The 24,363-nt window shown below is 66.1% G+C and carries 25 protein-coding genes; 15 read left to right on the forward strand and 10 right to left on the reverse strand.

Annotated elements, in window-relative coordinates; translation table 11 throughout:
• Positions 1-14 precede the first annotated feature (14 nt).
• Positions 15-923: a TraB/GumN family protein gene (locus tag VEA80_RS16145; protein ID WP_325061801.1), complete on the forward strand. Its 909-nt coding sequence runs from the start codon at positions 15-17 to the stop codon at positions 921-923.
• 14 nt (positions 924-937) lie between these two features.
• Positions 938-1,822 carry an alpha/beta hydrolase gene (locus VEA80_RS16150; RefSeq protein WP_325061802.1) on the forward strand — a complete coding sequence of 295 codons (885 nt, stop codon included), beginning with the start codon at positions 938-940 and terminating at the stop codon, positions 1,820-1,822.
• On the opposite strand, the gene VEA80_RS16155 is transcribed toward VEA80_RS16150, so the two are convergent.
• On the reverse strand, positions 1,819-2,388 hold the full coding sequence (locus tag VEA80_RS16155) for a Uma2 family endonuclease (protein ID WP_325061803.1): 570 nt from the start codon (positions 2,386-2,388) through the stop codon (positions 1,819-1,821). The genes VEA80_RS16150 and VEA80_RS16155 overlap by 4 nt on opposite strands.
• A gap of 56 nt (positions 2,389-2,444) precedes the next feature.
• Here VEA80_RS16155 and VEA80_RS16160 point away from each other — a divergent pair, with 56 nt between their 5' ends.
• From VEA80_RS16160 to VEA80_RS16185, 6 genes are all read left to right on the forward strand, one after another.
• Entirely contained in the window at positions 2,445-3,320 is an 876-nt protein-coding gene (locus VEA80_RS16160; protein ID WP_325061804.1) for a glycine--tRNA ligase subunit alpha, read from the forward strand.
• Positions 3,317-3,970, forward strand: coding sequence for an endonuclease domain-containing protein (locus VEA80_RS16165; protein WP_325061805.1), 654 nt, complete (start codon positions 3,317-3,319; stop codon positions 3,968-3,970). The genes VEA80_RS16160 and VEA80_RS16165 overlap by 4 nt, the downstream gene beginning before the upstream one ends.
• Positions 3,970-6,375 (forward strand): glycine--tRNA ligase subunit beta, encoded by a 2,406-nt coding sequence (gene glyS / locus VEA80_RS16170; protein WP_325061806.1) that lies wholly within the window; start codon positions 3,970-3,972, stop codon positions 6,373-6,375. The genes VEA80_RS16165 and glyS overlap by 1 nt, the downstream gene beginning before the upstream one ends.
• A 272-nt stretch (positions 6,376-6,647) precedes the next feature.
• Complete coding sequence (locus tag VEA80_RS20495; protein ID WP_349257275.1) at positions 6,648-6,977, forward strand: endonuclease domain-containing protein; 330 nt, start codon at positions 6,648-6,650, stop codon at positions 6,975-6,977.
• Positions 6,974-9,643: a pyruvate, phosphate dikinase gene (ppdK, locus tag VEA80_RS16180; protein WP_325061808.1), complete on the forward strand. Its 2,670-nt coding sequence runs from the start codon at positions 6,974-6,976 to the stop codon at positions 9,641-9,643. The genes VEA80_RS20495 and ppdK overlap by 4 nt, the downstream gene beginning before the upstream one ends.
• 615 nt (positions 9,644-10,258) lie before the next feature.
• Complete coding sequence (locus tag VEA80_RS16185) at positions 10,259-11,299, forward strand: cell wall hydrolase (protein WP_325061809.1); 1,041 nt, start codon at positions 10,259-10,261, stop codon at positions 11,297-11,299.
• Between the two features lie 163 nt (positions 11,300-11,462).
• Here VEA80_RS16185 and VEA80_RS16190 read toward each other — a convergent pair whose 3' ends face one another.
• The gene (locus VEA80_RS16190; RefSeq protein ID WP_325061810.1) at positions 11,463-12,260 is read right to left on the reverse strand and encodes an SDR family oxidoreductase; all 798 of its coding nucleotides are present in this window, start codon (positions 12,258-12,260) and stop codon (positions 11,463-11,465) included.
• A gap of 32 nt (positions 12,261-12,292) precedes the next feature.
• Positions 12,293-13,255: a GlxA family transcriptional regulator gene (locus VEA80_RS16195; protein WP_325061811.1), complete on the reverse strand. Its 963-nt coding sequence runs from the start codon at positions 13,253-13,255 to the stop codon at positions 12,293-12,295.
• A gap of 53 nt (positions 13,256-13,308) precedes the next feature.
• On the opposite strand from VEA80_RS16195, the gene VEA80_RS16200 reads away from it, so the two are divergent.
• Both VEA80_RS16200 and VEA80_RS16205 read left to right on the forward strand, forming a co-directional pair.
• On the forward strand, positions 13,309-13,995 hold the full coding sequence (locus VEA80_RS16200) for a DJ-1/PfpI family protein (protein WP_325061812.1): 687 nt from the start codon (positions 13,309-13,311) through the stop codon (positions 13,993-13,995).
• A complete protein-coding gene (locus VEA80_RS16205; RefSeq protein WP_325061813.1) occupies positions 13,995-14,225 on the forward strand; it encodes a DUF1272 domain-containing protein in 231 nt (76 codons plus the stop codon). The genes VEA80_RS16200 and VEA80_RS16205 overlap by 1 nt, the downstream gene beginning before the upstream one ends.
• Before the next feature lie 243 nt (positions 14,226-14,468).
• Here VEA80_RS16205 and VEA80_RS16210 read toward each other — a convergent pair whose 3' ends face one another.
• Positions 14,469-15,032, reverse strand: coding sequence for a YqgE/AlgH family protein (locus VEA80_RS16210; protein WP_325061814.1), 564 nt, complete (start codon positions 15,030-15,032; stop codon positions 14,469-14,471).
• Between the two features lie 97 nt (positions 15,033-15,129).
• On the opposite strand from VEA80_RS16210, the gene VEA80_RS16215 reads away from it, so the two are divergent.
• From VEA80_RS16215 to VEA80_RS16225, 3 genes are all read left to right on the forward strand, one after another.
• Complete coding sequence (locus tag VEA80_RS16215; protein ID WP_325061815.1) at positions 15,130-15,612, forward strand: peroxiredoxin; 483 nt, start codon at positions 15,130-15,132, stop codon at positions 15,610-15,612.
• A gap of 40 nt (positions 15,613-15,652) precedes the next feature.
• Positions 15,653-16,597: an SPFH domain-containing protein gene (locus tag VEA80_RS16220; RefSeq protein WP_325061816.1), complete on the forward strand. Its 945-nt coding sequence runs from the start codon at positions 15,653-15,655 to the stop codon at positions 16,595-16,597.
• Positions 16,598-16,746: 149 nt separating this feature from the next.
• Entirely contained in the window at positions 16,747-17,196 is a 450-nt protein-coding gene (locus VEA80_RS16225) for an NfeD family protein (protein WP_325061817.1), read from the forward strand.
• Here the strand turns inward: VEA80_RS16225 and VEA80_RS16230 are convergent.
• On the reverse strand, positions 17,193-17,678 hold the full coding sequence (locus VEA80_RS16230; protein ID WP_325061818.1) for a DUF6265 family protein: 486 nt from the start codon (positions 17,676-17,678) through the stop codon (positions 17,193-17,195). The genes VEA80_RS16225 and VEA80_RS16230 overlap by 4 nt on opposite strands.
• Before the next feature lie 133 nt (positions 17,679-17,811).
• Here VEA80_RS16230 and VEA80_RS16235 point away from each other — a divergent pair, with 133 nt between their 5' ends.
• Positions 17,812-19,644 (forward strand): adenylate/guanylate cyclase domain-containing protein, encoded by a 1,833-nt coding sequence (locus VEA80_RS16235; protein WP_325061819.1) that lies wholly within the window; start codon positions 17,812-17,814, stop codon positions 19,642-19,644.
• Between the two features lie 12 nt (positions 19,645-19,656).
• Here VEA80_RS16235 and rnhA read toward each other — a convergent pair whose 3' ends face one another.
• The 5 genes from rnhA to ispH form a co-directional block, all read right to left on the reverse strand.
• A complete protein-coding gene (rnhA, locus tag VEA80_RS16240) occupies positions 19,657-20,091 on the reverse strand; it encodes a ribonuclease HI (RefSeq protein ID WP_325061820.1) in 435 nt (144 codons plus the stop codon).
• Complete coding sequence (locus tag VEA80_RS16245) at positions 20,088-20,486, reverse strand: hypothetical protein (protein WP_325061821.1); 399 nt, start codon at positions 20,484-20,486, stop codon at positions 20,088-20,090. Before VEA80_RS16245 ends, rnhA begins: the two co-directional genes overlap by 4 nt.
• Before the next feature lie 47 nt (positions 20,487-20,533).
• On the reverse strand, positions 20,534-21,493 hold the full coding sequence (locus VEA80_RS16250; protein WP_325061822.1) for a homoserine kinase: 960 nt from the start codon (positions 21,491-21,493) through the stop codon (positions 20,534-20,536).
• A 96-nt stretch (positions 21,494-21,589) separates the two neighbouring features.
• Entirely contained in the window at positions 21,590-22,435 is an 846-nt protein-coding gene (locus tag VEA80_RS16255; RefSeq protein ID WP_325061823.1) for a hypothetical protein, read from the reverse strand.
• A 66-nt stretch (positions 22,436-22,501) separates the two neighbouring features.
• Positions 22,502-23,455, reverse strand: a complete 954-nt coding sequence (ispH, locus tag VEA80_RS16260) for a 4-hydroxy-3-methylbut-2-enyl diphosphate reductase (RefSeq protein WP_349257278.1) — start codon at positions 23,453-23,455, stop codon at positions 22,502-22,504.
• Between the two features lie 160 nt (positions 23,456-23,615).
• Here ispH and VEA80_RS16265 point away from each other — a divergent pair, with 160 nt between their 5' ends.
• Positions 23,616-24,284 (forward strand): hypothetical protein, encoded by a 669-nt coding sequence (locus tag VEA80_RS16265; RefSeq protein WP_325061824.1) that lies wholly within the window; start codon positions 23,616-23,618, stop codon positions 24,282-24,284.
• Positions 24,285-24,363: the final 79 nt, after the last annotated feature.

Here is a 24,363-nt window from a genome sequence, read left to right on the forward strand (position 1 = left end):
GCGAAGGAGGGACCATGTCCATCGCACGCACACTGCTGGCCGCTTTGGCCGTCGCATTCCTCGCCGCCTGCGCCAGCACGCCGGCCCCGAACGACATTGCCGGCGCAGCCCCCGCGCTCTTCGTCGCCCGCGACGCCGACTCCACCATGTACCTCTACGGCACCATCCACCTCCGCCGCGCCGGCGATCCCTGGGGCGGCCCGCACGTCGAAGCCGCGCTCGTGCAGTCGGAGGAAATCTGGACCGAAGTCGATCTCGATCCTGCCGCCCAAGCGCGTGCACAGACCGAAGCGATGCGCCACGGCATGTCGCCGGACACGCCGCTCTCCACGCATCTCAATGAGGAAGATCGCCAGCGTCTCGCCGCGCTCAGCCAGCGCTTCGGCATCCCGATCCAAGCGCTCGATCGCATGCATCCCTGGATGGCCGCGCTCACACTCTCCGTCATGCCGATGATGCAGGCGGGATACGATCCGCAAGCCGGCGTCGATCGCGCGATCGTCGCCTGGGCGGGCGAACATCAGAAAACGCTGCGCTCGTTCGAAACGCCTGAGCAGCAGATCGGCTTCTTCGCGAATTGGGATGAGGAGACCCAAATCGCCTGGCTGCGCCAGTCGCTCGAAGGCGCAGAAGAGGGCGTCGCGCTCGTGAACGGGATCTCCGCCGCCTGGGATCGCGGCGATACCGCCGCACTCGAAGCCCAGATCGTCACCGAAACCCGCACGACCTATCCGGACCTCTATCAGCTCTTCTTCGTCGGTCGCAACAACGCCTGGATGGAGGTGCTCTCTCAGGAGCTCGACGGCGCCGGCGTCGATTTCGTCGCGGTCGGCTCAGGCCATCTCTACGGTCCCGACGGCCTCATCGCGCAACTCCGCGCCCGCGGCGTCCGGGTCGAACGCGTGCAGCAAGCTCGAGAGTGAGAGGGGATCGCCCAATGTTCGAAATCAGCAGAAAACTTGCCATCGCATCGCTGGCCGCGTTCTTGATCGGCGGTGCCCTGCAGCCGGCCGCTGCGGAGACATTCGCGCCGACGCGATTCACCGTCGAAGTGCGCGGAGAAGGGCCGGACGTGATCCTCATACCGGGACTCGGCTCGAGCCGCGACGTGTGGAACGGCCAGATCGAAGTCATCGCCGCCGATCACCGCGTGCATCTCGTACAACTGGCCGGCTTCGCCGGCGAACCGGTCGGCGCTCCGGCCGGCGAAGTGATCGCCCCGTTTGTAGAGGAGCTCGCGGCGTACATCGAAGCCAACGAGCTTCAGCGCCCCGCCGTCATCGGCCATTCCATGGGCGGCTTCTCCGGCCTGATGCTGGCGCGCCGCCATCCCGAGCGCGTCGGCAGGGTGATGATCGTCGACTCGCTGCCGTTCTTCAGCGCCATGTTCAGCCCGCAGGCAACGGCCGCGAACGTCGAGCCGCAGGCGCGCGCGATGCGCGACCAGATCGCGGCGCTGGACGATGCAAGCTTCCTGGCGCAGCAAAACGCAGGCGTCGGCCGGCTGGTGAGAACGCCGGAGCGGCGCGCCGAGATCGTCGCCTGGAGCGCAGCCTCCAACCGCGCCACCTTCGCGCAAGCCATGTACGAAGTGATGACCACCGATCTGCGCGGCGAGGTCGCGAGCGTCGCAACGCCGCTGACCGTAGTCTATGCCTACGACCCGGCGATGGGTCCGGAAGCCATGATCGACGGCCTCTATCGCGGTGGGTATGCCGGCGCCGCGAACGTTCGCTTCGTCCGTATCGACGGCGCCTACCACTTCGTGATGTTCGACCAGCCGGGGGCGTTCCAGGCGGCCGTGGCGGATTTCCTGCGCTAGACGCCCACGACCGGCGGATCGAAGGCGAGCGCGATGCCTGCAAGCGTCGCGCTCGTCAGCGCTTCGCCGGCGCGGATGATGTCACGCTTGGCGTAGTCGCCCTCGTGCGGCTGCCAGAAGCGATGCACCGCGCGCGCGTTGACATCGAGCACCCAATATTCGGGCAGTCCGGCCTCGGCGTATTCGATGCGCTTGGCGCCGATATCGTCGGCGAAGGTGTCGTCCGACACTTCGACGCAGAGCCGCGCCTTCTCGCCGGGGATCGGGCCCTTGAGCGGGCCGCCGTCCCACACCGTGACGTCCGGCGACGGGCGGAAGCGGCCGGGGAAACGAACAGTTACTTCGATGTCGATTGCGTAGGGTGAACGCGCCGCCGCAATCGCCGCGTCCAGGGTTTTGAACAGCCAGGCTTTGAAGCGACCGTGGGGGAGATATTCCGGCGACATCTGAACCAGCACCCCCCGTCGCAATTCGATTCGACCGAGCGCCGCCGAGCCGCCGCCTTCCATCAGGCGGTCGAACTCTGTCCCGGTCATGCGGACGGGCGCGGGGGCAAGGTCGGTCATGGTGTTGATATATAGCACACTTGCGGGCGCCGGTCAGCGCGGCTAGGCCACGGCCCATGCCTTCAAAGCCGCCGCGCTGCTTCCAGGACGTGATCCTGACGCTCCAGAATTACTGGGCCGAGCAGGGCTGCGCGATCCTGCAGCCGTATGACGAGCAGGTCGGCGCCGGCACGCTGCACCCCGCTACGACGCTGCGCTCGCTTGGCCCGAAGCCCTGGCGCGCGGCCTACGTGCAGCCCTCGCGCCGGCCCAAGGACGGCCGCTATGGCGAGAACCCGAACCGGCTGCAGCACTATTATCAGTATCAGGTGATCCTGAAGCCGAACCCGCCGGACCTGCAGCAGCTTTATCTCAACTCGCTCGCCGCCATCGGAATCGACCCGCTGCTGCACGATATTCGCTTCGTCGAGGACGATTGGGAGAACCCGACGGTCGGCGCCTGGGGGCTGGGCTGGGAAGTCTGGTGCGACGGCATGGAGGTGTCGCAGTACACCTACTTCCAGCAAGTCGGCGGTTTGGATGTGAAGCCCGTGAGCGGGGAGCTGACTTACGGGCTAGAGCGCTTGGCGATGTATGTGTTCGGCGTCGACCGCGTGTTCGACTTGCCGTTCAACGATCCCGATAGCGCCACGCCGCTGACCTATGGCGACGTGTTCCTGGAAAACGAGCGCCAGCAATCGCGCTTCAATTTCGAACTCAGCGATCCAGAGCAGAATTTGCGCTGGTTCAATGATGCGGAAGCGACGGCAAAGCGTTTGCTCGGTGAAGGCGCCGTGCTGCCCGCGTTCGACTACACGCTGAAGGCCTCGCACCTGTTCAATCTGCTGGATGCGCGCGGCGTGGTGTCGCCGACCGAGCGGCAAAGCTTCATCGCCCGCGTGCGCGAGTTGGCGAAGGGCTGTGCGGTGGCGTGGGCGGAGTCACAAGCATGACGCCGCAGGATGAGAAAACGGCACCTTACGAGGCCAATCCCAAGGGCCGGCGGGCCTCACCTCCTCAGTCATCGCTGCGCGATGACAGCTCCTCCATCGAGGAGGAGCGGGGGGCTCGCGCTTGGCTGCGCAAGCGTGCGAAGGAAATGCGTCGCGAGATGACGCCGCATGAGAAGGCGACGTGGCGGATATTGCACGAGGGCGAGTTGGTTGCACTCTATTCGCGCCGTCAAACAGTGTTTCGAGACTATATCCTCGATTTCGTGTCGCACCCGGCGCGTCTCGTCGTTGAGATTGACGGCGCCCAGCACGGGTCTCCCGAGCAAACCGAGCACGATGCTCAACGTACGGTGATGCTGAACGGCCAAGGTTATCGCGTGCTGCGTTTTTGGAATAATGAAGCGATCAGTGATCGCGACGGTGTCTGGCGCTCCATTCACCAGGCTGCCGGCGAAACGCCGGCGCGGGCGCGCATGCAGCGCTGGCGCGAGCAAGAGACCACACGCATCCAAGCAGCCAACGCGCACCTAACCTCCTCCTCGATGGAGGAGGTGGCCGCGCAGCGGCCGGAGGAGGTGCGCGCGCCAGCGGTGAAGAAGAAGTCTCGAAAGGCGATTCCGGAAGGCGCGCGTTCCGGAGAAGAACGCTAATGCCCCAGCTCCTCCTCGAATTTTTCTCCGAAGAAATCCCGGCCCGCATGCAGAAGCGCGCGGAGGAGGATCTGGCGCGTGCGCTCGCCGAAAAGCTCAGGGTGCATGGGCTTGAAGCGAAGGCGATCAAGACGTTCTCCAGCCCCCGCCGCATCGGCGCCGTGATCGACGATCTGCCGGCGAAGGCGGCGGACGTGAATGAGGAGCGTAAAGGCCCGCGCGTCGGCGCGCCGGATCAGGCGATCCAAGGCTTTTTGAAAGGGGCAGGCCTCACGTCGATCGATCAGGCGCAAATCGTCGAGGACAAGAAGGGCGCCTTCTATGTCGCGCGGACCGAGCGCGCGGGGCGCGAGACCGGCGCGATCGTGCAGGAGATCGTGCCGGAGATCGTGCGCGCGTTTCCGTGGCCGAAATCGATGCGCTCGGGGACGAGCGATCTCACCTGGGTGCGGCCGCTGCAGAACATTCTCTGCCTATTCGGCGGCAAGCATGTCGCCATCGGCATCGAGAACGTGCCGAGTCAGAACCTGACCTGGGGCCATCGCTTCCATGCGCCGGCGCCGATCGAGCCGAAGAATGCGGCCGATCACGCCGCCAGGCTGCGCGCGGCCAAGGTCGAGATCGACCGCGAAGCGCGCAAGGCTCGGATTTTGGAAGACGCGAAGAACGTTTGCGCGGCGCGCGGGCTGGAATTGGTGGACGATATCGGCCTCTTGGAAGAAGTGGCGGGGCTGGTGGAATGGCCGGTCGTGCTGTTGGGCGACATGGACCCGGCGTTCCTCGATCTGCCGGGTGAGGTGATCCGGCTTTCGATGCGCACGCACCAAAAGTATTTCGCGGTGCGCGATCCGAAGAGCGGCAAGCTCGCGCCGCATTTCGTGACGGTCGCGAACGTCGAAGCGAAAGACGGCGGCAAGGCGATCGCCGCCGGCAATGCGCGCGTGCTGAGCGCGCGGCTGAACGATGCGCGGTTCTTCTGGGATACGGATAAGAAGACGACGCTGTTCACCGAAGAGCGGCGCGAGAAGCTGAAGAAGATCGTGTTTCACCAGAAGCTCGGCTCGGTGTGGGATAAGGTCGAGCGCGTGAAGGCGCTGGCGGGCGAGTTGTGTGCGGTGACGGGCGCGGATCGGGCGCTGGTCGAACGCGCGGCAGAGCTTTGCAAGATGGATTTGGTGACGGAGACGGTCGGCGAGTTTCCGGAACTGCAAGGGCAGGTGGGGCGTCAGCTTTATTTGCTCGAAGTCGGCCAAGAACCCTCTCCCCCCTCGCGGGGGAGAGGGCAGGGTGAGGGGGGGCGTGCCGACGCTCCGGCGCCTGAGCGTTTGAACGCCCCCCACCTCCCGGCCTCCTCCCCGCAAGGGGGAGGAGGAGATCAGTCCATCGCCGCCGCCATCGAAGATCACTACCGCCCGCTCGGCCCGAACGACCGCGTGCCGAGCGATCCTGTCGCGGTGACGCTCGCGCTGGCGGATAAGCTGGATACGCTTGTTGGCTTCTGGGCGATTGATGAGAAGCCGACGGGCAGCAGTGATCCGTTTGCGCTACGGCGTGCGGCGCTGGGGTTCGCGAGATTGGTAATCGACCGGGACGTCAGAATGTCGGTCCGAAGTGCCCTGGGCTCATCGCATTCAGAGTTTCTAGAACGTTTCAGCAAGTTGACGGTTTTGAGGTTCCGATCGGCAAGTGGGAGCTTCAGATCTTACAACGATCTAACTTTATTGATGAAGGAGCCTGCTGAGAGCGATGCCTTCTTCTATTTGAACTTGAACGTCCTTGCCGGGCGAGCAGAGACGTTCGACCCCGGGCCGATGCTGACGGATCAGTTTGCGGAGAAGGCGCACGCGCGTTTCCTGCCAATCGAGGAGATGGAGTCGTCGCTGCTCGCCTTCTTAGCCGATCGCCTCAAAGTTCAGCTTCGTGACCAAGGCAAGCGGCACGATCTGGTCGATGCGGTATTTGCGCTTGGCGATGATGATCTTGTTCGCATCGTTGCGCGGGTTGAAGCGCTGGATGCGTTTTTGAAGACTGAGGACGGCGCCAATCTTCTTGCTGGCTATAAGCGCGCGGCGAATATTCTGGCGGCCGAGGAGAAGAAGGGGAAGTGGAGCGCGGACGAGGCTCAAGGCCAAGTCGATGCGAAGCTTCTTGCTGAACCTGCCGAGAAAGCCCTGCATGAAGCGCTGGAGAAAGCGCTGCCTGCAGCGCGCGCGGCTGTGGACAAGGAAGAGTTCGCGGCGGCGATGAAAGCCCTCTCGGGGCTTCGCGCGCCGGTGGATGCGTTTTTCGATAAGGTGTTGGTCAACGCGCCGGAGGAACAAGTCCGACGCAACAGGCTTCTGCTGCTCTCGCGCTTCCGGGAAGCGCTGTCCGCGGTCGCGGATTTCTCGAAGGTTGAAGGATGAGCGCCGGCCGCGCAAACGCACCCCCGCCCCCTTGCGGGGCGGGGGCAGGGGGTGGGGGGCGCGCAAACGCTCCACCGCCCGACGCTTCGGCCCGCCCCCCCTCCGGCCGCTCCGCGGCTGCCTCCCCAGCAAAAGGAGGGGATGCTCGTTCGCGCAAGGTCGGAAGCGGCTGGGCGCCTGATCCGAACGCTGGCGCGCGTCAGAAAGATCGCACGCGCACGAAGCTGCGCGCGAAGGCGCTGCGCAAAGAGCTGACGCCTTCTGAGAAGAAATTGTGGCTGTTGCTGCGTGACATCGAGGAGGCGCGCTTCCGCAAAGAGGTCGCTATCGGCGACTACGTGTTCGACTTCGCCTGTTACGGTGCGCGATTGTTGATCGAGCTTGATGGTTCGATTCACGAACGAGCTGATGTTCAAGCCAGCGACAAAGCGAAATCTATCTATGCGGCGACGCAGGGCTTCCGCGTGCTGCGTTTCCAGAACAATGACGTGTGGGATCGGCCGGCGTGGGTCGTCTCGGAAGTGCATGCGCGCCTTCCCGCCCCCCACCCCCCGGCCCCCGCCCCGCAAGGGGGCGGGGGAGACGAGAGTTCGGAGCCATGACAAAGCAGTGGGTGTACGGGTTTGGCGGCGGAGAGAGCGGGGGCGATGCTTCGCTGAAGGCGTTGCTCGGCGGCAAGGGCGCGAACCTGGCCGAGATGGCGCGGCTTGATTTGCCGGTGCCGCCCGGCTTCACGCTGACGACGGAAGTCTGCAACGCGTTTTATGCGAACAATCGCGCTTATCCGCCGGAGCTGGCGGGGCAGGTTGATGCGGCGCTGGCGGCGCTGGAGAAGAAGACCGGCAAGAAGTTTGGCGATCCTGCAAACCCGCTGCTCGTGTCCGTGCGTTCAGGCGCGCGCGCCTCGATGCCGGGCATGATGGATACGGTGCTGAACCTTGGCCTAAACGACGAAACCGTCGAAGGCCTCGCCAAGCTCTCCGCCGATGCGCGCTTTGCTTACGACAGCTATCGCCGCTTCATTCAGATGTATTCGGACGTCGTGCTCGAACTGGAGCATGGCGTGTTCGAGGAAATTCTCGGCACGCACAAAGACACCAACGATTATCGCTCCGATACGGAGCTTTCTGCGGACGACTGGAAAGACGTCGTCGCGCAATACAAGCGCGCGGTGGAGCGTGAACTCGGCAAGCCGTTCCCGGCCGATCCGAAGGAGCAGCTCTGGGGCGCCATCGGCGCCGTCTTCCAAAGCTGGATGAACGATCGCGCGATCTTCTACCGCAAGCACAACAACATCCCCGAAAGCTGGGGCACCGCCGTCAACGTCCAAGCGATGGTGTTCGGCAATATGGGCGACACCTCGGCCACCGGCGTTGCGTTTACGCGCGATCCGAGCACGGGCGAGAAGAAGTTCTACGGCGAGTTCCTGATCAACGCGCAGGGCGAGGATGTCGTCGCCGGCATCCGCACGCCGCGCGCGCTGACCAAGGCCGCGCGCATCGAGATGAAGGAGACCGGCGAGTCGCTCGAAGAGGCGATGCCCGCGGTGTTCGCCGAACTGGTGCGCGTCTATCAGAAGCTCGAGGCGCACTATCGCGACATGCAGGACCTGGAGTTCACGGTCGAACAAGGCCGGCTCTACATGCTGCAAACCCGCAACGGCAAGCGCACCGCGAAAGCTGCGCTGAAGATCGCCGTCGATATGGCCGCTGAGGGGCTGATCACACAGGACGAAGCGGTGCTGCGCGTCGATCCGATGGCGCTCGATCAATTGCTGCACCCGACCATCGCGCAGAACTACAAGCGCGACCTGATCTGCAAGGGCTTGCCGGCCTCGCCAGGCGCGGCGGTCGGCATCGTCGTGTTCGACAGCGACGAAGCCGAGCGGCTCGCCGGCGAAGGCAAAGCCGTCATTCTCGTGCGCGAGGAAACGAGCCCGGAAGACATTCACGGCATGCACGCCTCGAAAGCGATCGTCACCGCGCGCGGCGGCATGACCAGCCACGCTGCCGTGGTCGCGCGCGGCATGGGCCGGCCGTGCGTCTCGGGCGCCGGCGATATCCGCATCGACATGAAGGCGGGCGAGTTCCGCGCCGCCGGCCGGGTAATCAAAGCGGGACAGACCGTCACGGTCGACGGCTCGTCCGGTGAAGTCTTGGCGGGCGCCGCCGACATGGTGCAGCCGGAGCTGACCGGCGATTTCGGCACGCTGATGGGCTGGGCCGACAAGGCGCGGCGCATGAAGGTGCGAGCCAACGCCGAAACGCCGGCCGACGCTGCGCAAGCGGTGAAGTTCGGCGCTGAGGGCATCGGCCTTTGCCGCACCGAGCACATGTTCTTCGATGCCGAGCGCATCGCCGCCGTGCGCGAGATGATCCTGGCCGAGAAGCAAGAGGCGCGCGTCGCTGCGCTCGACAAACTCTTCCCGCACCAGCGCAAGGATTTCCTCGAAATCTTCGAGGCGATGGGCGCGCGCCCGGTGACGATCCGCTTTCTCGACCCGCCGCTGCACGAATTCCTGCCGCACACCGAAGAAGATTGCGAAGACGTGGCGAAAGCCACCGGGCTAGACGCGAAAGCGCTGCTGGCGCGGGCGAAGGAGCTGGCCGAGAGCAATCCGATGCTCGGCTTCCGCGGCTGCCGGCTGGCGATCGTCTATCCGGAAATCTACGACATGCAGGCGCGCGCCGTGTTCGAAGCCGCGTGCGATGTCGCCGAGAAGGGCGCTGCGCCGATTCCGGAAATCATGATCCCGTTCGTGATCACCCGCAAAGAGCTGGAGACGCTGCGCGCGCGCGTCGATGCGATAGCAGCGGACGTGTTCGAGAAGCGCGGGCGGAAGATCGAGTACCTCGTCGGCACGATGATCGAGCTGCCGCGCGCAGCGATCATCGCCGGCGATATCGCCCAGGCGGCGCAATTCTTCTCGTTCGGCACCAACGACCTGACGCAAACGACGATGGGCCTCTCGCGCGACGACGCCGGCAAGTTCCTGGGGGCTTATGTCGACAAGGGCATGTTGGCCCGCGATCCGTTCGTGACCATCGACACCGATGGCGTCGGCGAGATGATCAAGCTCGCCGCCGAACGCGGCCGCGCCGCGGCGAAAGATCTGAAGCTTGGCATTTGCGGAGAGCATGGCGGCGATCCGGATTCGGTCGCGTTCTGCGAGCGCGTCGGCCTCGATTACGTCTCTTGTTCCCCGTTCCGCGTGCCGATTGCCCGCTTGGCGGCGGCGCAGGCGGCGCTGGGCAAACGCGGCGGCTGACCGGCCGGATTGCGAAAAATTTGGGAAGGCCGGCCGGAACGAACCCGCCGGCAAAGCCTTTACCGCCCGTTCCGTTCGCGCCCGGCTCGCTTTTTCGCCAGGCGGTCTTGGGGCGGCTGGCTGACGAACGGGGCCAGGCCGCGGTTTAGGGCTGGCGACTTGGCGTTTGCTGACTGCACCTGCGGTGTAAGGCCGAGGCCGCGGCGTGCGGTTTCCGGGCCGCGCCTTAACCACCTGATCGCCCGCCACAGCGCCCACGCGGCTGCGCTTCGGACAGTCGCACTGTCGCAGGCGCCGCTACGTCACGTAGAGGCCGAACCCCTCCCGGTGATCGAAGTAAAAATTCTCCAAACGGGTGAATCGGCACGTTTCGAGCATGGCTATGCCCCGGTTGGGCCTGTGGCCTGTGGCGGAGGCGCCGCGCTGGACCAGAGAAGTCAGGTCGAGGGCGGCGCAGTCGAGACTATGAACAAAAAGTCAATCGCCCCTCGGGTTCCCGTCCTGTATCCCCGCCAAGTCGCCGCGGCTGTTATTGCCAAGGCGAAATGGTTTGTTGCTGCTGCGGATACTTGGGCTCGATCTGTCCCAAAACTGCACGCTGTTAAGCGGGGCTTAATGCATTTGACGTTGTTCTGGCGTCGACTGGCTATTCTTGCGGACGGAATTCGGACCCAAGTGATGGTGGAGATCGACAGGAACCCTCTGGCCGTGCGCCAGGGCGCCGCCACGATCATGTGCCTTGCGGCCGCTGCGGTCGCGATGCCCGTGATCGCGCACCGCGCCGCTGAGCAGCGCGAAGGCGCAGAATGGGCCGCGACCTCCACCGCGTTCCAGGCCGAGCTGCAACAGCAGCTGCTTGCGTCAGAACCGAACGCCCGTGTCGAACTGACCTCCTTCCGCACCGATGATGGTTTACGCGCCCGCGGTACAGCGACGCTGTTCGAAAGCGCCGACGCGCGCGCCATGATGGTGCAAGCCGTGCTGCGCGGTCCCACCGCGCCGCCGGAGCAAAACCAGGAGGCGCAGCCGGCCGTCGATGCGCGCCAGCACGCCTGCCTCAGCCAAGCGATTTACTATGAGGCCCGCGGCGAGAGCCAACGCGGCCAGGTCGCCGTCGCCGAAGTGGTGATGAACCGGGTGCGCTCGCGCGCTTACCCGAACTCGATCTGCGGCGTCGTCTATCAGGGCTCGCACCGTTCCACCGGCTGCCAGTTCACCTTCACCTGCGACGGTTCGCTGAACCATCGCCCGCGCGGCCGCGCCTGGGAGCGCGCTCAGCGCGTCGCGACTGCAGTGATGCAGGGCTACACCCGTCCGATCACGGGCGGCGCCACGCACTATCACACCCACGCCGTCAACCCGGTCTGGAATTCGGGCCTGGTCGAAACGACCAACGTCGGCAGCCACGTCTTCTATCGCTTCCCGCGCGGCTCGGAGCGCGCCGTCTATCAGGAAGCGTTGGCCCGCCGCCGCGGCGCCTTCGGCGTGCGCCGCCGCGCCGCCGATGCGCTGATCCCGGAAGCCGTCGATCCGGCGATGGAAGAGACCATCGACGTGAACGCCGCCGCGACGCCGACCATGAACGGCGAGCCCATCACCACCGCGCCGCCGCGCGTCGAAGACGTCAGCGCCACCGGCGAGGAAGTCGCGACTTAAATATCGAGCGGTCCACCCATTCCCGGGGCGACGCGTAGCGTCGAGCCAGGGACCCATAAACACGACTGTTCGTGTATAGTCCCGGGCAGCTGTGTTTATGGCCCCCGGACTGCTCGGGGATGGGTGTAATGTGTGCCGATGCGCACATTGGCGCTCAGCTCACTCAATCATCCACCAGCGTCTTCTTGATCGAATTGCGCATGGCGTTCGGGAAGAAGCGCGCCGCGAAGCGGGCGCGTTCCGCTTCCTTGCCGACCATGTAGTGGATGTCTTTCCCGTGCGCCGCATCCCAGGCGCGTTCGGCGGCCATGCGGACGGGATAGATCGGCGTTTTGTTCTCGGTGAGCTGGTCGCGGATGTTGCGGTTGGAGGCGACGTCGCGGTGATCGAGGATCGCGGTGTCAACGAACCAGGGCATCAGGCTGACGACGCGCACGCCATAGCGCGAATACTCGACATCGAGCGCTTCAGTGAGACCGCGCACGCCGAACTTGGTGGCGCAATAGACCGCAAGCTTCGGCGCGCCGAACACGCCCGCCACCGAAGCGACGTTGACGATCCGTCCTTGCGCTTCTTTCAACAGCGGTAGCGCGGCGATGCAGCCATTGATCACGCCCTTCAGGTTCACATCGAGCGTCAGATCGATGTCCTCGCCGCTCATCTCTTCGATCCAGCCGCCGCGGCCGACGCCGGCGTTATTGAACAGCACGTCCATGCGCCGGCCGGTCACTTGCCCGAACGTCTCGATCGCGCGCGTCCAGGCGGCGCGGTCGCGCGTGTCGAGGATCATCGAGATGCGCTGGCCTTCCGGCAGCATCGCCGCGGTTTCCTCGAGCCCCTGCGGGTTGATGTCGGAAAGGCCGACGAACCAGCCGCGCTCGGCGAAGATCTGCGCCGTGGCGCGGCCGATGCCGGAGCCTGCGCCGGTGACGAAGATGGTCTTCTGGTTCGTGTTTGCCATGCGCCGAGTCGTCCGCTGAACCGCAGGCGCCGTCAAGCCGAACGCAGCGTCCGCCGCAGCGCGGCAGGGGGCGCGCCATAGAGGCGGATGAAGGCGCGGCGCATGCGTTCGGGATCACCGAACCCGGTGCGGCGCGCGACCTCCTGGATTGCGCCGCCCTGCGCGAGCGCAGCGCGGGCGGCGTCGACCCGCAGCCGCTCCACCGCTTTTGCCGGCGTGACGCCCGTTTCCGTTGCGTAGGCCCGCGCGAAATTGCGCGGGCTCATCGCCGCGCGCGCCGCGAGCGCGTCCACCGAGAGATCATCGCCCAGGTGATCGCGCATCCAAGCGTTGAGCGCCGCAAAGCGCGGCGCGTCGATGTCGAGCAGCGCGGAGTGCTGCGCCTGGCCGCCGGGGCGCTTGGCGTAACAGACCATCTCGCGCGCCACCTCGGCGGCGACCTCCGCGCCCAAATCTTCCTCGATCATGGCGAGCGCGAGATCGATCCCAGCCGTCACGCCCGCCGAAGTCCAAATCGCGCCGTCCTGCACATGAATGCGGTCGGGCTCCACGCGCACGTCGGGGAAGAGCCGCGCCAGTTGGGGCGCGCGCCGCCAGTGCGTCGTGCAGGTCTTGCCCGCGAGCAGGCCCGCCGCCGCCAGGATGAATGCGCCGGAGCAGACGCTGGCGACGCGCCGCGCCCGCTTCGGCGCGCGCTTCACCGCGGCGATCAGCGCCGCATCGTTCATCGCTTCGCCCGTGCCGTGGCCGCCGGCCATGATCACGGTGTCCACCTTGCCGGCGCCGATCTTCTCCGCTGGCATCGGCGCGCCGGCGGAGGAGGGGATGAGCCCCGCCTCGGCCGCGACCAGCTTCAGCGCATAGGCGCCGCGCACGAAGCGCGCGGCGATCTCGAACCCGCCCATCGGCCCGGCCGCATCAATGATCTGGAAGCCGGGGAAGAGGACGATTTCGATCGTCCTCTGCTTTGGCGGAAAAGGAGGCTTCTTTGACATTTCGGCCAGAGCCTCGCGCGTCCATGATGGCGCTGTCAACAGGAGGCCTCCCCATGACCGTCCCGTTCCGCATCGTCTTCATCCTCTATCCGCGCCTCACCCAGCTCGATTTCACCGGCCCCTACGAAGTGCTCGCGCGCATGCCGGGCGCCGAAGTGATCATCGCCTCCAAGGACGGCGGCGAACTCGTCACCGAGATGGGCCTCACCTTCTCGCGCCTGCGCGCGCTCGCCGACATCGATCGCGCCGACATGATCATGGTCCCTGGCGGGCCGGGCCAAACCGATGCGATGATGGATCCGGCCTTCATGGCCGAGGTGAAACGGCTCGGCGAAAGCGCCAAGTACGTGACGAGCGTCTGCACTGGCTCTCTCATTCTCGCGGCGGCGGGACTGCTCAAAGGCAAGCGCGCCGGCAGCCACTGGGCCTATCGCGAATTGCTGGCGCCGTTCGGCGCGATCCCCGATGACGCGCGCGTCGTACGCGATGGCCATTGCATCACTGGCGGCGGCGTCACCGCCGGCATCGACATCGCCCTCACCATCGTCGCCGACCTCGCCGGCGCAGACACCGCGAAGATGATCCAGCTCGCGCTCGAATACGCGCCGGCGCCGCCGTTCAACTCCGGCCGGCCGGAAGTGGCGGAGGAGAAGACGGTCGCCGCCGTGCGGCAGCTTTTCTCCGCCTTCGCCACGCAGCGACGCGAAGCGATCGAAGCCTATGTCGCCGGGAACGCCTGATGCTGGCGCTGAAGCCCAATTGCGAAACATGCGACCGCGACCTGCCGCCGGATAGCGCTGACGCGCGCATCTGCTCGTTCGAATGCACGTTCTGTGTGACGTGCGCCGAGGGCGCGCTGTCGGGTCCGTGTCCTAACTGCGGCGGGGGTTTGGAGCGTCGGCCGACGCGGACAGGTGCGGCGCTCGTGAAGTATCCGGCTTCGACCGAGCGAGTACTCCGCAGGCGTTAGCCGCCGCTCCCCGGCCGTAGCGAAGCGGAGGCCGGGGCCCATCGTTGCGACAGATTCCGACAGGCGGAGCTTGGCTGACCATGGGCCCCGGCCCGGCGCAGCGCTTACGCGCAGCTTGGCCGGAGAGCGTTGAGACGTCTGTGCGAGGCGTCGTGCTTCGACAAGCTCAGCATGACGCCATTTCTCACAGTAGCGCTGAAGAGCGTCAGCCTGAGCTTGTAGAAGGCGACGCGGGGCCGCCGCCTAAGCCCGCCCGCCTTCGCTGCCGATCAGCTGCGAGAGATCAAAACCGAGCGCGCGGATCGCGCGCGTCCATTTCGCCTCGTGCTCTTCGTCGAAAATGATCGCCTTGTCCGGATCGACGATCAGCCAGGCGTTGTGCTTCAGTTCGTTCTCCAGCTGCCCCGCGCCCCAGCCGGCGCAGCCGAGCGCCAACACGAAATCGTGCGGCGCGTTCTTGCCGGACATCGCTTCGAGCACGTCGCGCGTCGCCGTGAGGCGAATGCCCGGCGCGATCTCCTGCGTCGCCTCGCCAGCGGTGAAGTCGTCCGAGTGCAGCACGTAGCCGCGGTCCTGCGCCACCGGGCCGCCGTCGAGCACCGCGTTCAGCGCGATCTCGTTCTTGGTCGGCAGCCCCAGGTGCTCCATCACCTCGCTCAGCGTCAGTTCTTCCTTCGGGCGATTGATGACGACGCCCATCGCGTGTTCCTCGTCGTGTGAGCACATCAGGATCACGGCGTGAGCGAAGCGGGGGTCCCCGATAGCCGGCATCGCCACCAGAAGTTTGCCTGCGAGGGAGTTGGCCATGGGGCGATGCTTTCAGGCTGGGCGCTTCCGCGCAAGAGGGCGCTCGCATATCCCGATCCGCCGCCCTAGATTGAGGCGGAAGTTTGAGGAGAACGCCATGATCAAGGTCGGAGACAAGCTGCCCGACGTCCAGTTCAACGTGCCGACCAGCGAGGGCATGAAGACGATGCGGACCGCCGATGTCTTCGGCGGCAAGACGGTGGCGCTGTTCGCCGTGCCGGGCGCGTTCACGCCGACCTGTTCCGCACGCCACTTGCCGAGTTTCCGCGACCTCAAGGATGACCTGAAGGCCAAGGGCGTCGACACCATCGCCTGCACGGCGGTGAACGATCACTTCGTCATGGGCGCATGGGCGAAGGATCAAAGCGTCCAAAACGACATGATCATGCTCTCGGACGGCTCGGGCGAGTTCGCGCGCGCAGTGGGGCTCGACGCCGACTTTTCCAAGTTCGGCATGGGGCCGCGCTCGAAGCGCTATTCAATGCTCGTCAAGGATGGGGTGGTAGAACAGCTCAACGTTGAAGAAGCTGGTGAATACAAGGTTTCCAGCGCCGAGCATCTGCTTGGCCAATTGACCTGATCTTAAGCTGCGGCTGGCCGCAGAAGCGGCGGGGGAAGACATGGACTATGTCGTAATCGTTCTGGTGGCGATGGCGCTGGTGCTCGCCTTCAGCGCCATCAAGGTCGTGCCGCAAGGCCGGCAGTTCACGGCCGAGCGCTTCGGCCGCTACATCCGCACGCTGCGGCCCGGCATTTCGTTTCTGATTCCTTTCGTGGACCGCATCGGCCGGCGCCTCTCGATGATGGAGACGGTGCTCGATGTGCCGCGCCAAGACGTCATCACCAAGGATAACGCGGTGGTGTCTGTCGACGCCGTCGTCTTCATCCAGGTGATCGATGCGGCCAAGGCCGCGTACGAAGTCGAGAATCTGAAGCTCGCGATCCAGAACCTCTGCATGACCAACATCCGCACGGTGGTCGGCTCGATGGATCTCGACGAAGTGCTCTCGCAGCGGGACTCGATCAACGCACGCTTGCTCGGCGTTGTCGACGCCGCCACCGACGCGTGGGGCACCAAGGTGATGCGAGTCGAGATCAAGGACCTCTCGCCGCCGGCGGACATCACCCAGTCCATGGCGCGGCAGATGAAGGCCGAGCGTGAACGCCGCGCGCAAATTCTCGAAGCCGAAGGCGACAAGCAGGCGGCGATCCTGCGCGCCGAAGGCGCCAAGCAGGCGGCGATTCTCGAAGCCGAAGGCCGCCGCGAAGCCGCTTTCCGCGACGCCGAAGCGCGCGAGCGTGAAGCCGAAGCCGAAGCGAAGGCGACCGACATGGTTTCGCAAGCGATCTCGAAGGGCGACGTCAACGCCATCCGCTACTTCCTCGGCCTCAAATACGTCGAAGCGTTCGGCGATCTCGCCACCTCGAACCAGCAGCGCACGGTAATCGTGCCGGCCGATCTGGGCGGCCTCGCCGGCCTGGTCGAGGGCCTGCGGGCGCTCAACGCCCAAGGCGAAAGCCCGCTCGGCGGCCCCCCGCGCACCGCCGTCCCGCCGACGCGTTAAGGACCGCGGCTCCGGCCGCGCCCACGGGCCGGGCGCCCGTTTGTTTCAGCAGCGCCAAAAGCGCGCTCTGCGCGCTGGACGCGGCAGGAGCCGCGCGCTCCCATGCGCTCCAACTGGCGAGCCGCCATGCAAATCGCTACATTGTTCCCATGGACCTGATCCAATTCCTCACCAGTCTCGGCCCCACGCACTGGCTGGTGCTGGGCCTCATCCTGCTGATCGCCGAAATGGCGAGCGGCACCACCTATCTCCTGTGGCCCGCGGTCGCCGCCTTCGCGACGGCTTTGATCTCGCTCACCGGCGTCACCAACTGGATCGCCGAGATGGCGATCTTCGCCGTTCTGGTGATCGCGCTGACGGCGTTCGGCCGTCCGCTGGTGCAGCGCTGGCGCAAGGAAGGCGCGGCCACCGGTCTGAATGAGCGCTCGTCGGCTTTGATTGGCGCACGCGGCGTGATCGCCAACTTCGCCAACGGCGTCGGCTCGGTGAAGGTTCAGGACACGGTCTGGCGCGCGGTCAGCGATGAAACGCTGGAAGCGGGGCAGGCGGTGGTGGTCGACGGCGTCGACGGCGCCACGCTGAAAGTGAAGCGTGCCTAAGGCCGCAATGCGCCGCTGCAGTTGATGCGGCGATACCTGAAATGGATCGGGTCGGAGCCGTCGAGGCGCGAGATCGTGGCGGTCAATCGATTGCCGACGCGCAGATAATTCACGCGTTGCGGGAAATCGTGCGCCGCGTTCTCGAAGGTTGCGCCGACGCCGTGCTCGCCCCCAACCAGCAGATCGAGCGTGGGCCGCATTCTGAACCGCACCGGCGCAGCGCCGTTGGGCATGGCGACGAAGTGCGGCGCGCCGTCGATCATCTCGATCCGCATCTGCTCCCAGCCTTGCGTCTCGCCTTCGCCGACTGTGTACGAATAGCCGACCATCGCCGGCATCGGCGGCGCCGACCAGACTTCGGTGATCTGCGGTCCCTCTCCGCCCGCACGCCAGCACCCCTTGAGCCAAGCGAGGTCGTCGAGCGATTGGGCCTGCGCCAACGGCGCGAAGGCGAGGGCGGCGAGGAAGAGTAGAGTGCGCATGGAACGAAGCTGCGCGGATCCAGAATTCGGCGCAACCCCTCCGTTGCGCGGCGAAGCAGGCGGCTGGCGTTCGTACTTCGCGCGCGCGCCGGGCGCATGTTAGATGGCCGGAGGATCGGCGAGAGGCGCGCAGGTGGAACGGAAGCTGGCGGCTATCCTTGCTGCGGACGTCGTGGGCTACACGGCGCTGATGGAGCGCGATGAGGCTGGCACGTTCGCGCGCCTGAAACGGTGCCAGCGCGAGCTGTTGGAGCCGGAGATCGCCAAGCGCGGCGGACGCATTTTCAAGCTGATGGGGGACGGGTTCCTGGCCGAATTCGCCAGCGTCGTCGATGCGGTCGAGAGCGCCGTCGCGATCCAGCAGGCTCTGGCGGGGCAGAACGATGGCCTGGCCCGCGAGCAGCGCCTGGATCTCCGCGTCGGCCTCAATCTGGGCGAAGTGATCATAGACGGGACCGATCGTTACGGCGAAAGCGTCAACATCGCCGCCCGCTTGCAGCAGCTGTCCGATCCCGGCGGCATCTGCCTCTCCGGCAAAGTCGCCAGCGAGATGCGGAGGAAAACGTCATTCGCGCTCGAGCCGATGGGCGAGCAGCGCATGCGCAACATCGCCGAGCCGGTCGCGGTTTATCGGCTGAAGCACGACTCGGCGGCGCAGGCGCCGGTCGCGGCGGCGGCCGCACACCCGTCGATCGCGGTGCTGCCGTTCCTCGACATGAGCCCGGATCGGGACCAGGACTACCTCTGCGAGGGCCTCGCCGAAGAATTGATCAACGCGCTGGCCAATGTCGAAGGCGTCCGCGTGACGGCCCGCTCCGCTTCGTTTCAGTTCGACGCCGCCGGCGCCGATCTGCGCGAGATCGGCCGCCGGCTCGGCGTGGAGACGCTGCTCGAAGGCAGCGTGCGCAAGGCCGGCGACCGGCTCCGCATCACAGTCCGCTTGGTCGACGTCGCCGCTGGCGACAACAGATGGTCTCGCCGCTTCGATCGGGCCACTGGCGACATCTTCGAAATTCAGGATGAGATCGCCGGGAGCGTCGTCGCCTCTCTCCGCGGCGCCGTGCTGACACATCGCGAGAAAGAGGCGCTGGTGCGTCCGCAGACGCGCACGGAAGCGTATGAACTCTATCTGCGCGGGCGCCAGCACCTCGCCCGCTTGACCGGGCCGGACCTCGAGACCGCCCGACAGATGTTCACCCGCGCCTTGGAGCTCGACGCCGACTACGGCCCCGCCTGGGCCGGCCTCGCCGCCGTACACGCCACGCTCTACGAGTGGTTCGGCGCCAGCGATGAGGATCGGGCCAGCGCCGATACGGCCAGCCGGCGCGGCCTCGAAGCCAGTCCGGACATCGCTGAAGTCCACGCCGCCCGGGGCTTCGCACTCTCGCTGCTGCGCCGCTACGACGATGCGGCAAAGGTGTTCGAAGAAGCCATCCGCCTCAATCCGAACCTGTTCGAGGCCTATTACTATTTCGCGCGGGCGTCATTCGCCCGCGGAGATATTGAGCGCGCCAACGAGCTGTTCCGGCGCGCCTCCGAAGTACGGCCCGAAGACTTCCAGAGCACCAGCTTGCGCGCCATGACATTGCGCATGCTCCGACGCACCGAGGAGGCGCGCGAGGTCGTCCGTGAGTCGATTCGACGCGCAGAATACATGTTGACGCTCAATCCCACCGATGCGCGCGCTCTGGCGTTAGGCTCCACCGATCTGTTCGAGGACGGCCAGCTCGAACGAGCGATGGAGTGGTCGCATCGATCGCTGGAGCTTTATCCCGACGATATGAGCGTGCTCGTGAACGCCGCCTGTCTGCACGCGAAGGCCGGCTTCAATGAGGTCGCGCTCGAATTGCTGGGCCGAGTGTTCGCGCGCGGCTGGGGCAAACGGGACTGGGTCGAGCAGGACCCCGACTACGACAATCTCCGCGGCGACCCGCGCTTCGAAGCGCTGTTGGCCAAGTTGAAATAGGGGCGCCTCAACTCAGCGCAGCGTCTTGATCGCGCCGCGCGCCAGCTCGTCGGCGCGGTTGTTCATCACATCGTCGGCGTGGCCTTTGACCCATTTCCACTCGACTTGATGGCGCGCATTGGCTTCATCCAGTTCGCGCCAGAGGTCTTCGTTCTTCACCGGCTTCTTGTCGGCGGTTTTCCAGCCGTTCTTCTTCCAGCCGTGAATCCATTTAGTGACGCCGTCCATTACGTATTTGGAATCGGTGTGCAGCCGCACGCGCACCGGCGTCTTGAGCGCCTTCAGCGCCTGGATCGCCGCCATCAGCTCCATGCGATTGTTGGTGGTGGCGGCTTCGGCCCCGGAGAATTCCTTCTCCGTCTCGCCATAACGCAACACCGCGCCCCACCCGCCGGGCCCGGGGTTTCCGCTGCATGCCCCATCGGTCCAGATGTCGACTGTTTTCATGGGGCTGATCTAGAGGGAGTCGCGCGCGGACGCAGGAGCATGATCAGCAGGCCTGTCCATGCCGCCCCGATCAGCAACACAATCAGGACCAGAGGAGCGATCCCGCCAAGTAGAGGATCAAGCGGGTAAAACACTGTCCAACCGACAAAAAATGCAAACACGATAGCGGCGCCGATGAGCGCGGCGACGACGTCGGCAATCATCGGCGCCCACCTACGCGCCGCGAACACAGCCCACGCCGGCGCGAGCGACAGAAACGGCATCGACCGAACGCCGAACTCCAATCCTTCGAATGCCGCGAGCCGAAGGCTCCGCATCGCTGTGTCCGGCGGTTCGGTGAACGCGCCGGAATCGCCAAGGCCGTTGATCAAGAACAGCGCCGCCGCGCCGGCCACGGGCGCCCATAGCACAAGCGCCAACACGAGAAGAACCGTTCGCATCGTCAGGCTCCGTAGGCTGCGGCCGAAGCGGCGCTCCGATGAAACGCCAGCTTATCCGCATATTCCAGCGGGTCCTTCGGCTTTACCAGCGCGCCCTCAGGCGTGTCGCCCCAATCGGCCAAGCGCGTGCCGAAGAATCGCAAAGCCGCGCCGCGGCAGAGCGTCGGCAGCACGGCGCGTTCGGCTTCGCTGAGCGGCCGTATCGTTTCGTACGCCGCGATCATCGCACCGCCGCGCGCGACATCGTAGTCGCGCTTCTCAGCGAAGCACCACGCGTTCAAACAAACCGCCAGATCGTACGCCAGGAAATCGGTGCAGGCGAAGTAAAAGTCGATCACGCCGGTGAGGCGCTCACCCAGGAAGAGCGCGTTATCGGGGAAGAGATCGGCGTGGATCGGCCCGCGCGGCAGCGCGCTCGGCCACGCGGCGCGCACCTCGGCCACATCGCGCTCGATCAGCCGCGCCAATCCCGGCCGCAAATATTCAGCTTGCGCCAAGCGCGGCGCGATCAGCCGCTCCCAGCCGTCGAGCGAGAGCGCATTGGCGCGCTCCAGCGCAAAGCCCTCGAGCGCCACATGCATGCGCGCCAGCACTTCGCCGATCGCGGCGCAATGGCCGATGTCCGGCGCGCGCGGCCAGACGCCGTCGAGAAACGAGACGATCGCCGCCGGCTTGCCCTTCGCGCGGGTGAACAACGCGCCCGTCTTCGTCGCGACCGGCTGCGGCGCCGGCACGCCGCGTTCGGCGAGCCGCGCCATCACCTGCATGAAGAAGGGCAGGTCTTCTTCGCGCACGCGCTTCTCGAACACGGTGAGGATGAACTGCCCCGCGCCCGTGCGCAGCAGATAGTTCGAGTTCTCCACCCCCTCGGCGATGCCCTTGCACGAGGTGGCGGGCCCAAGCGCGTACTGCGCCAGCAGCTGCGCCAGATCGGCGTCGGAGAGGGCGGTGTAGACGGCCATGGCGCTAGCGGATTCCTCCCCCCTTGCGGGGGAGGTGTCGCCGAAGGCGACGGAGGGGGGGCGTTCCGACGATCAGGCGCCTGCAGACTGCGCACTTCATCGCTCTTCGACTCTCGTCACGCCCCGCGCCTCGTCCAGATGCGCGATCCATTGCGCGCGATGGCGCCCCGCCAGCATGGCGCGCGTCACCCGTTCGTAGTGCATCACGAAGCGGTCGAGCGCCGCGTTCTCCTCCGCCGTGAGCGGCCGGCCGCGCGTTTCGACCTCCTGCTCGCCGCGCCAGGTACGCACGATCTCCCAGCTCGGCGCGGCGAGATAGATCATCGCATCGAAGCCGTCGAAGAAAGTCTGGTAGTCATCCGCCAGATGCGCGGCGATCATGCGCCGCCAGCCGCCGTCCGCATCTTGCTCGCGCTCGAGCGCATTCAGCGGCGCATCAAGGCTTGCCGGATCGAGCGGCGCAGCGCCCATGCACCAGCCGTCGACCAGAATGGCGTGCGGCAGGCCTTCGAACACCGGCCAGTTCGCCTCCGGCGCCCGATCGTCGGTCACTTTATCGAACCGCGGCAGCTTCACCTTCTGCTTGCCGCTCGGGTCTTCCAGTTCGGCGATCACGCGGTCGGCGAGACCGAGATCGTGCGAGCCCGGCGGCCCGCGTGTGGCGCAGAGCGGATGGATGTCGCGCGCCATATCGAGTCGTTCGGCGCGCGTGAGATAGATGTCGTCCAATGAAAAGTGCGCGATGCGCGGATGGCGCTCGGCGTAAGCGCGGCACTGGTGCGACTTCCCCGAGCCCTGCGCGCCGCCGACGCCGATCAGCGCCGGCCGCTCCGAGCGCCGCGTGCGGACGCCGCCGATGACGTCGCGGATCAGCTGTTGAACTTTCCCCTCGCCCCGCGAAGCGGGGGAGGGGCAAGGGGAGGGGGAAATACTCCGCGTCACGCCACTGTCCCCCTCCCTCGCGGCTTCGCCGCGTTTCCCTCCCCCGCTTCGCGGGGCGAGGGAAAATCACTCCGCCAAAACCCGCGGCAGCTTGAACGTCACGTCTTCCTTTGTCACCCGCACTTCTTCCACGCGCGCCGCATAGCGCGCCGCGATCGCCGCGATCAGGCCTTCGACCAGATCCTCCGGCGCGCTCGCGCCAGCCGTCACGCCCACGCTCGCCACGCCCTCGAACCAGCTCCAATCCACCTCCGCCGCAGAACCCACCAGCCGCGCATCGCGCGCGCCGGCGCGCTTTGCCACTTCCACCAGCCGCACCGAGTTCGAGCTCTTCGGCGAGCCGATCACCAGCACCAGATCGGATTGCTCCGCCATCGCCTTCACCGCATCCTGGCGGTTGGTCGTCGCGTAGCAGATGTCTTCTTTGTGCGGCGCGGCGATCGCCGGAAAGCGCCGCTGCAGCACCGCCACCATCTCAGCCGTGTCATCGACCGAGAGCGTCGTCTGCGTCACGAACGAGAGCTTGGCCGGATCGCGCGGCGCGAACGCCTCCGCATCGGCGACAGTCTCCAACAGCGTGATCGCGCCTTCCGGCAGCTGCCCCATCGTGCCGATCACTTCCGGGTGCCCGGCATGGCCGATCAGCACGATTTCGCGCCCGGCGTCGAAATGGCGCTGCGCTTCGACGTGCACCTTCGACACCAGCGGGCAGGTGGCGTCGACATAAATCATCTCGCGCGCCCGCGCCTCGGCCGGCACCGCTTTGGGCACGCCGTGCGCGGAGAAGATCACCGGCCGGTCGATCGGGCACTCGTCGAGCTCTTCCACGAACACCGCGCCCAGCGCCTCGAGCCGCTCCACCACGTGCCGGTTGTGGACAATCTCATGCCTGACGTAGACCGGCGCGCCCCATTTCCGGATCGCCTGCTCGACGATCTGGATGGCCCGGTCGACACCGGCGCAGAAGCCGCGCGGCGCCGCCAACAGGATTGAAATGGGGCGTTTTTCTGGCGGGTTCATCGGCTCGGTGGAGAAGTTTTCGCGCATTGGCAGATCGGGGCGCCCGGCTCTGTTGCGGGCCGTGCGGGGCGAAGCTATCACGGCCCGACGCCATTTGCCTTGGAGGCGGGGTGAGACATGCAGCCGCCGCTGCATGAACCCAGGGCGAGAGAGGTCGTAGATGAAGCTCCCGGCAGCGCTGATGCTTTCGTTCGCTCTGGCCGCCACGGCCGCGTGCGGCACGTCCAACGATCGCGGCCGTACGATCGAGCTGCCGGGCGGCGTGACGCCGGAAGAGCAGGAAGTGCGCGAGCCGAGCTGGCTCGACCGCATGGTCGGCAACGACGACCGCCCGAACGCCGGCCCGTGCCCGCTGATGGGCGTGCTCTACGACAACGCCCGCCTAGTCGACTTCGCCGCCCCGGATCAGGTCCGCTACGCCAACATCGAGTTCACCGGCGAGATGCAGGGCGTGCGCGGTCTTTGCCGCTATGTCGGTACGGATCCGATCGTCATGAACCTCGAGATCGACATGGCCTTCGGCCGCGGCCCCGCGGCCACGTCCGACCGCCAGACCTACCGCTATTGGGTGGCGGTGACGCGCCGCGGCCGCGCCCCGATCGAAAAGGCCTATTTCGACGTCGACGTGCGCTGGGACCGCGGCGAAGCGGTGACCACGCGCCGCGAGCAGATCGAACGCATCGTCATCCCGCGCGCCAACGAGGAAATCTCGGGCGAGAACTTCGAGATTCTGGTCGGCTTCGAGCTGACGCCGGAGCAGCTCCAGTTCAACCGCGACGGCCGCCGCTTCCGCATCGACGCCGGCGACAACGTCGCGCCGGGGCAGTAGGTTCGCACCCGCTCCTCCTCGATGGAGGAGCTGTCAGCGCGCAGCGCTGACTGAGGAGGTGTGGCCCGCCGGTTTTCGG

Origin of the sequence: Vitreimonas sp. (assembly GCF_035627415.1) — a bacterium.
Classification (GTDB): Bacteria; Pseudomonadota; Alphaproteobacteria; order Caulobacterales; family Aquidulcibacteraceae; genus Vitreimonas.